We start from the raw sequence: 11758 nt of genomic DNA, 5'->3' as shown, positions 1-11758 counted from the left end.
CGTCATCGACATCGCCTCGCGCCGCGTCGTCGGCTGGGCCACTGCCGACCATCTGCGGACCGAACTGGTCGCCGACGCTCTGCGCCGCGTGCACGACCCGCCGCCCGCGCGGTCCGGTGATCTTCCACTCCGATCGCGGCTGCCAATACACGAGCCGTGAATTCGCTTTCCTCGCTGCCGAGTTCGATGTCCAGTTGTCGGTGGGTCGCACCGGCCAGTGCTGGGACAACGCCCTCGCCGAGTCGTTCTTCGCCACCTTGAAAAGGGAGCTGATCGAAGGCCGGTCCTGGCCCAGTCGTGCAGCGGCCCGCAGAGCGATCTTCGAGTGGACCGAGAGCTGGTACAACTTGCGCAGGATCCACAGCAGCCTCGGCTACCGCAGTCCGGCCGAATACGAGACCGCACTCGCTGCCTGACCACCACCCCAACGGTGTCCGTCAAAGCGAAGCAACCTCAGAAGTCCTGCTGCGGCCCGTCGAAGCTGACTCTGTGGGCCAACTCCCCGCGCCTTGCGTCGGGTGTCGGACGGGCTCCGGGGCGGCCATCTCGTCGATCGTACCGAGGAGCTCTGTGCACCACGGCCCCCACCCCTCCAGCGGATCGCGGATTACCAGGACCACGACAGCAGGCCCGGGCCGATCCGGGACACCGTGGCGGCGTTGACGGATCGTGTTACCGGAGGCGGTACTGCCAGCCGTCCGATGTTGCTGCTGCTTGTGCATCGCGTCGCTGGCGACGACCACAAGGCCAGCCGCACCACATGAGCCCACCAGGCAGGACTCGCCAGGGGTAACGGCTTTCCGGCCACTGGATTCGAGGCGGCCTGTTGCCTGCCAGGCGGCAAGCGAGCTGCCCTGTGCGCCGGGTTCTGTCTCCGCGGCCCGGTCGTTTCCGGCAGGCGTGAGTGGAGGGGGCCTGCAGGTTGAGCGTGAAGGGTGAAGTGGCCAAGCCAGCTCACCCTTCACGCAGTCGGCCTTCGGATGTTGCGGCTAGGCCGCCGTTGCCGAGACAGATCGGTTCCAGCGTGCTGTGAGCGCCGAGAGCAGCTTGTCGTTGAGGGCGCTGGCGACGTGGCTGTAGATGTCGTCGATGTCTCGGCCCATGCGGTGTCCCAGGCGTCGTGCTTGGACGACGTCGGGGAGGCCGTCCTCGATCATCCAGGTCTTGTGGGAGTGGCGAAGGCCGTGAAAGGTCAGGCCCGGCTTGAGGGGTTTCCACACGGTGCCGTCGCTGAGGTTGGTGCCGTTCACGGCGGGTGCCCATGTGCGCCGTCCGAAGCAGGAGCGCCGTAGGTGCTTGCCGTCGATGCTGGTGAAGACGTGGGCGTGACGGTGGCGATTGAGCTCGTTCGCGAGGAGCTCGGCGAGGAAGGCGGGGAGGGTGATCGTCCGGGCGCTGGCTGGCGTCTTGGGTGGGCCGTAGGTGAGGTGGCCGTTGATCTCGTGGAGCGCTCCCGATTGGGGATGGATGACGAGCCGAGGCTGGCCGCCGGACAGGTGGCAGTTCTCTCGTCGGAGGCCTGCGAGTTCGCCCCAGCGCATGCCGGTGTACGCGGCGGTGATGACCAGGAGGGCCTGGTTGGGGCTGGCGAGTTGGAGGACGCGGGAGGCGATCGCGCGGACTTCGTGTTCGTCCGCCCAGATCTTCTCCTGAGCGGGGTCGTGGGAGCGTGTGCGGCCTCGGTTGCGCTTGCGGACGGGGTTGGTGGTGAGCAGCCCTTCTTCGACGGCGTCGGCCAGGATCAGTGCGAGGAGCTTGCGGATCGCGCTGACGGTGCTGGGCCGGTGGGTGGTGTGCAGTTCCTTGACCCAGACCTGGACCTGGGACGGGGTGATCCCGGTCAATGGGATGCTGCCCCAGCGGGGCAGGAGATGGTTCTTCGTCAGGGATCTGTACGACGCAAGGGTGTTGTCGCCGACGTCGATGGTGTCCCACCACGTCTCCAGCCAGTCGGCGAAGCCGACCCCTGCGGGCTCTTCCTCGGCGGGGGCGATGAACGCGGGGGTCAGAGGGGCGTCAGCTCGGACAGCGGGTGCGGTGGGTTGTGGGGTGCGGTGGTCTTGGAGCGTCGCCGCGTGCTCGCGGGCCTCCGGCTCGCTTTGGAAGCCAGGCACCGAGCCAGCCGGGCCGTCTTCCCTCCAGTACCGCACCCGCCAGGTCCGGCCGTGCTTTTCGACCCAGGCCATAAGTCACTCCTTCCATATCGAACCCTTGCCGCCGGGCGTCGCTCATGGGCGGCACCGCTACGTGGTGGCGTCGGCGTCCATCAACGCTCTGGCTGGCTGGTAAGGGGAAGCGGGATCGTGGAGTTCGTCCGTGCCACGGGACGGTGGCACGGTCAGGTTCGCCACTTCGCGGGGCGATGGTGCCGGGCGATGATCTCTTCGAGGTCGGTTCGGGTGAAGCGGACCTTGCGGGCGATCAGGACGTGGCCGACGAGTCCCTGGGCGGCTTGGCGGCGCAGCCAGCCGGCGGACATCTGGAGCAGCACGCCGGCTTGGTCGCTGGTGTAGAGCAGCTGCCCTGGGACGGGCATGGCGGGCGGTGGCGCGTGATCGCCGGGCTCGGTCTTATCGAGGCCGTCCGCCTGCTGTTCCGTTGCGGCGCCGCGGGGTTGGCGCTCGCAGTGCCGATCCCTGGCCGTTGTCCGGGGTTCCGGGCCGACTGCCGGCTGCGGTTCGGTCTTGGGGGTCGCTGGTTCGTGCTGGGTGGCTGCGGGTTGGGGGCGGGCGGTTCGGGTGCGGCGGCGCCCGGCGCCCGGCTGGGTGGTGGTCCCCAGGAGTGTGCCGAGGTCGGGCGGGTGCGTCGGTGCGGTGTCGGACAGGGGGTCCTCCGTTGCGGCGGGGTGAGTCGGCTTCAGGCGCGCCCCGTCGGTCGGGGTGGGGCGCGCCTGCTCTCCATCTGGGTGTGGTGGTCAGCCGTGGAGGGTCACGATGCGGCTGTCCCAGTTCAGGCCGATGAGGGCGGTGAGGACGACGCTGTCGTGGCGGGTCCAGGCGTTGACCGGGATCTTGGTGTTGGCCTTGCAGGTCTTCTTGATGCTGTCGCCGCCCAGGTAGTCGCCCAAATGCATGTTGACGGCTTTGAGTTCGACGCAGCCGCGGAACGCTTCGACGGTGCCGGTGATGCGGTATCCGTCGTGGTCGCGTGTGACAGCGATCTCTGCGTGGCCCTCGACGGAGCTGTCGCCGGAAGCGGCGTCGAGGGAGATCCATTGGGTGGCGAGCGCGGGCGCGGCGGTGGTCAGCAGCGCGGCGGCGAGGACGACGGTGAGGGCGGCGCCGTGTCGGTTTCGGGGCATGGTTGCTTCTCCTTCCTTTTGCGATGTGCGATGTGTCCAACGCGGTCGTGGATGGTCGGTAGTTGGCCTCCACACGGACGGGGGACGGCCCCGGTACGCGTGATCGACCGCAGCGCGGGGTGGTGGCGGCCGGGGACGGCCGCCACCACCTGTTGGTTCAGAGGCTGAGGTGGTGCAGGAGGCGGAGCGCGAGGGCGCCCTGGATCGGGTTGACGGAGCCGCCGAGGAGGCGGAGCCGGGTGGCGCGGGTGAGTCCCGGGAGGTCGGTGTAGCCGTCGGGGAAGGCCTGGAGCCATTCCACGAATTCGGGTCTCAGCCTTCGGTGTTCGTCGGCGGGGTGGGGTGCGGGGCGTCCGAGGACGGCTTCCCAGCGGCGGACGGCGCCGGTGTATTCGCGCCAGTCGGGTCCGTGGCCGCGATGGGGAGCACGACCTGGGACAGCGGCGGCCGGAACCCTTGTGTCGCCCGTCGGCCCGGTGTGCCGGTGTCGCTCGCGCGCGGGGTGGGCAGCAGCTTGATGCCGGCGGCCAGCGACGACAGCGCGGGGCCGTTGGAGTAGCGGCGGCCAGGGGATCCCTTGCTGCCGTCGCAGGCCGTGCGGGTGGGCAGCAGGCGCGGCCGCCTGCTGGTGGGTGCAGCGGCGATCTCGCCGACCTCCGCCGCCAGCGACTTCCCGCGGCGCCCGGCGTGCTGGGAGGGGGAGCGGCGGGTCTGCCGCTGCTCCCCGGCGGAGGCCCTGGGGGTGGGCAGCAGCGAGGAACAGGCGTTTGCGCTGGTGGCAGCAGCCGGCGTCGGAAGCTGCCACAACACCCCATCGGATGTCGTCGAAGCCCAGCGCGGCCAGGTCGTCGAGCGCGTGCTGGAGGCCGAGGGTGATGTAGCCGGGGACCTGTTCCATGACGAACAGATCGGGCACCAGGTGGCGAAGGGCTTCGGTGACGTGGGGCCACAGGTAGCGCGGGTCATCGGTCCCTTTCCGTTTGCCGGCGACGCTGAACGGCTGGCAGGGGGCGCCGCAGGTGACGACGTGGACGCGTGGCACCCGCGTCCAGTCGACCTGGGTGATGTCGCCGAGATTCGGTGTATGCAGGCGGGCGGCCAGCACGGCGGCCGCGGCGGGGTCGGGGTCGCTGGTCCAGGCGAGCCGGGTGCCGTAGGCGTGTTCTACGGCCAGGTCGAGTCCGCCGATGCCGCTGCACAGTGATCCCAGCAGGGGAACGGGTTCGGTCATACGGCGCTCGTCATCGGTCCGCGGGACCACAGGGGGTTCGCTCCGGTCTCGGTGGGCTGGGGGCCGGGACGGGTGGTGGGGGCCTGGAGGCACAGGAGGTCCTCGTGGACGATCAGGGACATGGGGATGCCGGCCGCGCGGGCGGCGCGGACGTTGCGGAGCTGGAAGAAGGAGGGGCGGGCCTGCAGGTGTCCGTCGCGGACCGCGGCGAGCAGGGCGACGCACCGTTCGACCAGGACGAGGCCGGCCGCCTGCCCGGCGGCGACTACCGCTGCGGGGAGGTCGACCAGTTCCCCGTGCTCGCGCCAGGGGCGGGCGGTGACCGCGACGGTGGCGCCGTCCGCGAGCAGGGGCCGGCAGGAGCGCAGGATCTGCGTGAACGAGTCCAGCAGTTCGTCGGTGGGGGCGTGGGCGAGGTTGCCCAGTGAGGTGCCGTAGGTGTCGTGGAACTTCACGATGCCGTCCTGGCCGGTCTCGCGGGTGGAGCGGACCTGCCCGTGCAGGGAGGCGCCGTACGGGGGTGAGGTCAGGAGCAGGTTCACGCTGCCGTGCAGTTCGGGGTTGACGATGCGGTCGGCGTCGCGGGCGTCGCCGCGGTAGACGGTCGCGGCGCCTTCCGCGCCGTCGCGGTGGGCGTGCGTGACGTTGTGGCGGGCGAAGGTGGCCCAGCGGTGTTCGAGTTCGATGCCGATGGCGTGGCGGCCGAGGTGGGCGGCCTCGACCAGGGTGGTGCCGATGCCGCACATCGGGTCCAGGACGGTGTCGCCGGGCCGGGTGTAGGCGGTGATGGCGTGGCGGGCGATGGCGGGGAGCATCTTGCCGGGGTGGGCGGTGGAGCCGGGCAGGTAGCGGCCCTTGCGCTGGGCAGCGGGGCTGGCCTGGGCGGTCACCCACACCGAGCACGGCGCGTCGGCGAGCGCGGCCCGGGCCGTGTCGAGCGGGGCACCGGGGGAGTCAGCCTGGCGGGCGGTGGTGGTCACGGTGGGCTCCTCGCTACTTGGTGAAGACGAGCAGGTCGTGGTGGGCGACCTGGTGTCGGCCGGCGCGGGCGGCGGGGGAGGTGCAGGCGCAGTCGGGGCCGTGCGGGGCGGCGGGTTCGGTGCGGGGGCGGAGTTTCCCGTTGGCGGCGGCGGCCTCGACGGCAGCGATGTGCTGGAGGTAGGTCAGCCCTGCAGCCTGGGCGAACGCGGTGAGCAGGCCGGGCCGGTCCTGGCCTGGCTGCTGACGGGTGACCACCACCGCGACTCCGCCGGGGCGCAGGACGCGCACGGTGGCGTCCAGTACTGGTGCGAGCTCGGCGGCGGTGGCCGGGTAGTGCGGGGCCAGGATCGCGAGCGCGGCGCGGGAGGCGAGGCGTTCGCTCTGACCGGGCAGCCCGGTGGGCGGGACGTGCCGGAGCACGGCGAGGGAGGCGACTTCGGTGGGCTGCTCCTTCAGCATCGTGGACGTGGCGCGGGCGTGGTCGGTGGTGCGGGCGTAGCCGATGACCTTGCGGCCGCAGGTGACGGGGGCGACGAGGAGGGTGCCGTTGCCGGCGTCGGGGATCCACACCACGTCGCCCGGTTCGCTGTAGGTCTCGGTGATCTGCCGGACCAGGGCGAGGGGCAGTCGGCGGGCGCAGGCCGTGCCGACCGGGTCGGTGCACAGCGGGCAGCAGCCGGTCAGCGGTTCGGTCAGCCAGACCGAGAGGGGGACGGAAGGCAGCCCTTCAAGGTGGGGGGTGTCGCGCCGGCGCCGGCCTCGCGGGGCGGGGGAGAGGTCATCGGTGGGGGCGGGTGTGCGGTGGTCGTTCATGGACCGTCGGCCCGACGGGCGCCACGGAGACGTTGACACCCCAAGAAACGCATTTTTCGGCCCGATCCAAACGCATGGTCAGAAATTCGGTACCAGAAATCGTTTGCGACCCCCGGTCGAGGCGGTTGCCTGGCCTGAGTGGGGTCGCCGATCGGCGCAGGCCACCAGTGCCAGGCATGCCGAGAGCGGCCGCTGTCATGGGTGGGAGCGTTTCAGGGGATCACCAGGGCGGCCGTCGCCGACCGCGTCGGCTCCGGAGACAGAAAGGCATGAGGCCGCACGGTACCCGTTCCCGCTGGTCAGCTGCGTACCTCCGCTCAACCTCCGGTGCCCGCACCTAGCAAAAGCGGAGACGGAACGGAGGTCGAGCGGAGGTACGCCAGAGGTGAAGGACCTGTCCGCCGCGGCGGCGGCGTGGCGGGCCGGCCGGGCGTGCGGCTGGCCACCCAGCCCGGCAGCCGGGGCACAGGGCACCGCCGGGCGGAGAATATCTGCGCACCCTGCCCATCTACGGGTGGACGAACAGGCGGCCGCACCGGTGATCATCTTGGAGGGCGTCGCAGTGGCCAGGGGCCGCGGGGATGCGCCCCTCGAGCCCGTGGCTCGACCCCTCGCGTTCCAGGCTGCGTGATGGCTTGTGCTGACGTCTCCTGGGAGTTGAGGGCCCACGGGTAGAGCTTGACGACGGAGGCGACCATGACCCAGTACGCCTGGTGCCTGATCCGGACCGACAGCGACGACCAGACCTCCAGAGTGCTGATCCCGACGGGGCCGCCCGCCGACTACCCGGGTACGGCCCAGGAGTACGCCGAATGGCGGCTGGCTCAGCAGGTCGGCGCTATGGAGAACAACGGGCAGCAGCAGCCGGGCGGGCTGGAGGTCCAAGTCTGGGAGGGGGTCCCTGGCCTGGACCAACTCCCGGACGCTACCGCCGCGTGGACTCTGGATCGCGGCATTGACGATGTCGTCGAGTAGACCGCGGACGAGCACGCCGGCCTCGCTACCCGGGACGGGCGGTGGGGGTCTCGCATGGGCGGGAGGACTCTCGGCCGGCCAATGGGGCCGTTCGGCCCATGTGGTCGCCTGAACACGCGGCGGATGGTCGAAGGAACCCAGCGTGGCAGGTGAGCGTGATGGTGTACGAGCTGAAGGCCGAGTACGAGTTCCGCGCGGTCATCGCCTGGCACGTCGTCCCGGTGGGAGGGTCCCGCAGTCTGTGCGGCAGTCCGCTCGCGCCGGCGTCGACGATCCGCCCGATCAGCGACCTGCACCACGTCCACGGCGTGTGCCGACCGTGCGAGGCGCTGCATTCCGGGGCCCGGCGCCGGGCGCGGCAGGATGCGCTGACCGGGGGTTGAAGCGAGCCGCGGACGACGCCTGGGGTCCTCTCGGGGCCCCGCTCGACGAGCTCGTGGTATCCGCGACTCCCGACAGCCCTGGTGGCCCGGATCCCCTCAGCTTCCGTACTTGATCAAGCGCACCGTGGGCTTCCAGCCGTCCTTCCGCAGCTGCGTCGCAAGAGCCTCGGCTTGCGGTCCTGGAAGTCCGGACGACTCGAACGGTCCGTGGTGGGCCTTGGTCGCCCGGACGAGGTATCTGGGCGGTTCGATGGGCGGCCGAACGATCACCGGAGCCTGTTGCTCTCGCTCGCGGCGGTTGGCAAGAGCGGCACGCAGGAACGGGATCGCCAGTAGCGCCAGTATCGGCAGCCCGACGTACCACCATCGGAGGATCAAATAGATCAGCAGGATGATCGCAGCGAACGCGATCAGGAAGACGACCCCTCCGGTGTTGCTTCGACGCGGGGCCGGGCGGCGTCGGGCATCGGTGCGGGGGGTGCTGCAGCCGGTCGGCCCCGTGTGGAAGCGCAGGTAGAACGGCATGGCGGTGCCCCCTTCCGGGTCTGGTTCCAGTGTGCGCTGTCTCGTGCCACCGGACCTTGACCGGGTGCCAAAGAGTTTGGATCGATGGCCCTTCGTGCTACCGAAAATGGGCCAGCTCAGTCGAGCGGCTCCCGCCCGGTCATTTCAGGAGTTGGGCCGCAGTGGGGCGTTCGTCGTGCGGGTGGTCTCCAGTGGCTCTTCGGCCTCCCGATTCAGCGTTTCCCGGACGTGAGTCTGGCGGGCCGGTGCCAACACGGTGGGCTGCTCCTTGATCGTGGGGGCGATGAGATGCGCGCGGTGTGGGGTCCGGGGCCGATCCTGTCGTGGACCGTCTCGGCAAGAGGAATCCACGCGGATGTTGAGAGGGCTCGTCCAGAGGTGAGCTGACCGCTGTGTGCCGCGTTCTGGCTGGTCAGTGGCGACTCTCCGGTGTCCTCCGTTGCCGGGGAACGACCGCGATGGAGGTGGAGTGGAGGGCCGTCGGCGGTGTCCAGGAGGTGGGGTGGGGCGCGGGCGGAGGGGCGCAGGAGGCGGCTTTGGCGCGATGGGCCCAGGGCGGCCCGCCGGGGTCGCTGCTGGCCTCGACGAAGGGTGCGTCATGACCGCCACCGAAGTTGTGCTGTTCCCGCTGGAGCAGGTAGCGCGGGAGTTCCGCGCGCTGGTGGAGCGTCCGTTGCCGCTGGAGATGAAGACCTGCGATCTGGGGGAGGAGGGCCTGCCCGAGGCGCCGGTGGATGTGGTGGCGTTGCGGGCGCTCCTGCTTCACCCGCGGCTCGGCCACCGGACGCGCGGCGCGGTGTGGGCGAGGCTGCTGGAACTGGCAACCCAGAAGGGGCGCGAGGGCGAGGACTGGCGCCTCGCCGCGGTGGGGATGGCGCTTCCCGGGCTCACTCGGGTGAGCCTGCGCTGGGCGAAGGCCCTCGGCGAGATCACCGCCGAGCAGCGCGAGGAGATCCAGATGATCGTACTCGGCGGCTTCTGGGAGCAGTTCACGGCCATGCAGCACGACGGGACCTGGCGGCGTGACCCGTCCCGGATCCCGGCGCGCCTGCTGTGGGCGGCCGAGCGCGCGGCGAGGGCCGCACTCACCCGCGCTTCACGAGTGCGGGAAGCGGAGGTGGAACTGGAGCGGGTTCCCGCCCCGCCGGCGGAACGGGTCCTGCCGGAGCAGTTGCTCGCCTTCGCGGTCCGCAAAGGAATCGTCTCCCGCAGGGGGGCCCGGACGGTCGCGTGGACCCGTCTCGAGGGCATGACGATGGCCGAGGTCACCAGGCTCCTGGGCGGCTCGAGGGAGAGCCTGTTCATGCTCCGCACCCGCACAGAGCGCAAGATCGCGGCGGCCATCGCGTCCGGCCGACTGTCCAGCGAGGACATCGAATTGAATTTCGAGCGTTTGGATCGGCCCGAAAATTGCGTTTCTTGAGGGTGAGAGACAACGCAGTCGGCAGCAACTGCCGACCGTGGTGCTCCCGGGGTCCGCGCCGCGGACGTTGACACTTCGCATCTGGTCCTTCACGACCCTTCGAGGGAGGTGAAGGCCTGACGGACACCCCGGGCTCGCCGCAGCTCCGCGCCTCTCCCTGCTGTTCCGGGTGGTGCCGCCCCTCACGGCGGCACCACCCGGACCCATCCGTCTCCCGGCCCGCCTCGACGTGGAGGTTCCCGCATGCCCAGACACCGCTCCGCCCGCCCCAGACGCCCTCCTCGGACATTGCTGCTGGTGACCTTGTCGGTGTGCTGCTGGACCATGGGCAGTCCCGCCTCAAGTGCCGCGGGTGCCGCCAGCGCGGTCATCGCCGTGGCGACGATCGACCAGACGATCTCGAACATCACGCACTGGATCGTCGGCCTGCTGGCAGGACTGGCGACACTGTTCCTCACCATCGGCGGGGTCCGCTACCTGATGGCCGGCGGCGATCCGGGCGAGGTCGAGAAGGCCAAAGGCGCACTGAGGAGCGCCGGCCAGGGCTACATGCTCGCGATCCTCGCCCCGGTCATCGTCACCGTGCTGAAGAAGATGGTCGGCGCATGAAGCAGCGCCTCGCGCAGGCCACGGCCCTGGCCGTCTTGTGCCTGCTCGGCTCCGCCGGCGGTCAGGCGGGCGCTGTGGCCGCCCCGGGCGTCCCGCAACCGGCGGCCGGAGCACCACCCAGCCCCGCACCCGGGGGCGGTCCGGGGAGATTGCCCGCCCCAGCCCCCGGTCCTTCGCCCGCTCCCGCCGGCGCACCTACCGGGGCCGGGAACCAGGGCAGGCCCGCGCCGCCACCGAACGGCGGCCTCATCCAGCCGGCCACCCCGTCGGACCCGAACGCGACCGGGATCTTCGACATCCCCGGCCAGGTGAAGGCCGCGATCGCGTCCTTCCTCGCCGGTTTGCTGCAGCCGTTCGTGGTCCCCGTCATGAACCTCCTAGCCCACCTGATGCTGTCCACACCGGACGTCACCCGGATCCCACGGGTGGCCGGACTGTGGGAAGGCCTGCGCGTACTGGCGTGCTCGCTCTACGGGCTGGCGGTGCTGGCAGCCGGGATCCTGGCGATGAGCCACGGCACGGTGCAGCAGCGGTGGGGTGCCCGTGACCTGATCCCGCGCCTGGTGCTGGGGATGCTGGCCGCGAACCTGTCGCTGACGGTCTGCCACCAGGTGATCGCTCTGGTGAACGCGGTCAGCGCGGCGGTCTTCGGCGACGGCATCACCGCGGACGACCTCGCCGGAACCCTCACCGGGATGCTCCTGAACGGCAATCCGACCACCGGCCCGCTCTACCTCGTGGTGTTCGCCCTCGCCGTCACGGTCATCGCGGTCGCGGTCGTGGCCACCGTCCTGGTCCGCATCGCCTGCGTTCTCGTGCTGGTCGTGGCCGCGCCGCTCCTGCTGGCCTGCCACGGGTCGCCAGCGACCGAGGGCGCGGCCCGGCTGTGGTGGAAGGCGTTCTTCGGGATCATGGGCATCCAGGTCCTGCAGTCCGTGGTCTTCCTGGTGACCGTCAAAGTCCTGCTCGACCCCGGCAACTACAACTTCCTCGGCGCGCCCACCGCCGGGGCGCTGATCAACCTGACCGTGCTCGGGGGCTGCCTCTACCTCCTGGTCAAGATCCCCGGTTGGATCCGGCACCTGGTCACCAACCCGGTCCAGCGAACTGTCGGCGGCCGGGGCGGCCTGCAGTTGCTGCAGAAGGTCGCGCTGGGGGCGCTCGGGGTGCCGCTGGGCCCGTACGCGCTCGGCGCGCAGATCGCCGGCCGCTTCGGCCCGGCGGGGACAGCGGGACTGGTCGGGATGCTGGGGCGGGGGCCGCGCCGTCCGCCCGGCACGCCGGGCGGACCGAATCCTCGCGGTCCCCGCCCAGCGGGCCCGCCTGGGGGAGCGGGACGCCCCGGCCCACGCGGTGCCGCCCCCGGTCCGGGCTGGCGGGCAGGCGGTCCCGTGCCGGCGGCCAGCGGCCCGGGTGTGCCGACCTACCAGTGGGGCACGCCGCGCCGCAACGGCCCACCGTCTCCCGGCGGATCGCGCAACAGCCCCCCGACCACAGGGCAGCAGCCCGCGGCGGCC

The 11758-nt window shown here is 71.1% G+C and carries 13 protein-coding genes and 1 pseudogene; 6 read left to right on the top strand and 8 right to left on the bottom strand.

The window, feature by feature from the left end; genetic code table 11:
* The coding region (locus TR48_RS29530; protein ID WP_152628252.1) for an integrase core domain-containing protein at positions 1 to 416 on the top strand (416 nt) is incomplete at its 5' end.
* A gap of 573 nt (positions 417 to 989) precedes the next feature.
* Here TR48_RS29530 and TR48_RS29525 read toward each other — a convergent pair.
* The 7 genes and pseudogenes from TR48_RS29525 to TR48_RS29495 form a co-directional block, all read right to left on the bottom strand.
* Positions 990 to 2186, bottom strand: a complete 1197-nt coding sequence (locus TR48_RS29525) for a tyrosine-type recombinase/integrase (RefSeq protein ID WP_042373027.1) — start codon at positions 2184 to 2186, stop codon at positions 990 to 992.
* Between the two features lie 152 nt (positions 2187 to 2338).
* Positions 2339 to 2536 carry a helix-turn-helix domain-containing protein gene (locus TR48_RS29520; RefSeq protein ID WP_042373025.1) on the bottom strand — a complete coding sequence of 66 codons (198 nt, stop codon included), beginning with the start codon at positions 2534 to 2536 and terminating at the stop codon, positions 2339 to 2341.
* Between the two features lie 378 nt (positions 2537 to 2914).
* Positions 2915 to 3301 carry a hypothetical protein gene (locus tag TR48_RS29515; RefSeq protein ID WP_042373023.1) on the bottom strand — a complete coding sequence of 129 codons (387 nt, stop codon included), beginning with the start codon at positions 3299 to 3301 and terminating at the stop codon, positions 2915 to 2917.
* 157 nt (positions 3302 to 3458) lie between these two features.
* Positions 3459 to 3602 (bottom strand): hypothetical protein, encoded by a 144-nt coding sequence (locus TR48_RS45940; protein ID WP_236652386.1) that lies wholly within the window; start codon positions 3600 to 3602, stop codon positions 3459 to 3461.
* A 498-nt stretch (positions 3603 to 4100) separates the two neighbouring features.
* A pseudogene (locus TR48_RS46690) lies at positions 4101 to 4532 on the bottom strand (DNA cytosine methyltransferase); the annotation flags it as partial.
* The gene (locus tag TR48_RS29500; protein WP_063771091.1) at positions 4529 to 5512 is read right to left on the bottom strand and encodes a TRM11 family SAM-dependent methyltransferase; all 984 of its coding nucleotides are present in this window, start codon (positions 5510 to 5512) and stop codon (positions 4529 to 4531) included. The pseudogene TR48_RS46690 and the gene TR48_RS29500, both read right to left, overlap by 4 nt.
* A 13-nt stretch (positions 5513 to 5525) precedes the next feature.
* Entirely contained in the window at positions 5526 to 6326 is an 801-nt protein-coding gene (locus tag TR48_RS29495) for a hypothetical protein (RefSeq protein WP_042373016.1), read from the bottom strand.
* A gap of 696 nt (positions 6327 to 7022) precedes the next feature.
* On the opposite strand from TR48_RS29495, the gene TR48_RS29490 reads away from it, so the two are divergent.
* Complete coding sequence (locus TR48_RS29490) at positions 7023 to 7301, top strand: hypothetical protein (protein ID WP_042373014.1); 279 nt, start codon at positions 7023 to 7025, stop codon at positions 7299 to 7301.
* 149 nt (positions 7302 to 7450) lie between these two features.
* Positions 7451 to 7684, top strand: a complete 234-nt coding sequence (locus tag TR48_RS29485; RefSeq protein ID WP_042373012.1) for a hypothetical protein — start codon at positions 7451 to 7453, stop codon at positions 7682 to 7684.
* 96 nt (positions 7685 to 7780) lie between these two features.
* On the opposite strand, the gene TR48_RS29480 is transcribed toward TR48_RS29485, so the two are convergent.
* Positions 7781 to 8209: a hypothetical protein gene (locus TR48_RS29480; protein WP_042373010.1), complete on the bottom strand. Its 429-nt coding sequence runs from the start codon at positions 8207 to 8209 to the stop codon at positions 7781 to 7783.
* Between the two features lie 598 nt (positions 8210 to 8807).
* Here TR48_RS29480 and TR48_RS29475 point away from each other — a divergent pair.
* The 3 genes from TR48_RS29475 to TR48_RS43725 all read left to right on the top strand — a co-directional run.
* Positions 8808 to 9632 (top strand): hypothetical protein, encoded by an 825-nt coding sequence (locus TR48_RS29475; RefSeq protein ID WP_042373008.1) that lies wholly within the window; start codon positions 8808 to 8810, stop codon positions 9630 to 9632.
* Between the two features lie 297 nt (positions 9633 to 9929).
* A complete protein-coding gene (locus tag TR48_RS29470) occupies positions 9930 to 10241 on the top strand; it encodes a pilin (protein WP_439654506.1) in 312 nt (103 codons plus the stop codon).
* On the top strand, positions 10238 to 11758 hold a 1521-nt coding region (locus TR48_RS43725), incomplete at its 3' end, for a TrbL/VirB6 family protein (protein WP_161789930.1). The genes TR48_RS29470 and TR48_RS43725, both read left to right, overlap by 4 nt.

The organism is Streptacidiphilus neutrinimicus, assembly GCF_000787815.1.
GTDB classification, from domain to species: Bacteria; Actinomycetota; Actinomycetes; order Streptomycetales; family Streptomycetaceae; genus Streptacidiphilus; species Streptacidiphilus neutrinimicus.
The sequence above is the reverse complement of the archived record's forward strand: the minus strand, read 5'-3'. Positions and strand labels throughout refer to the sequence as shown.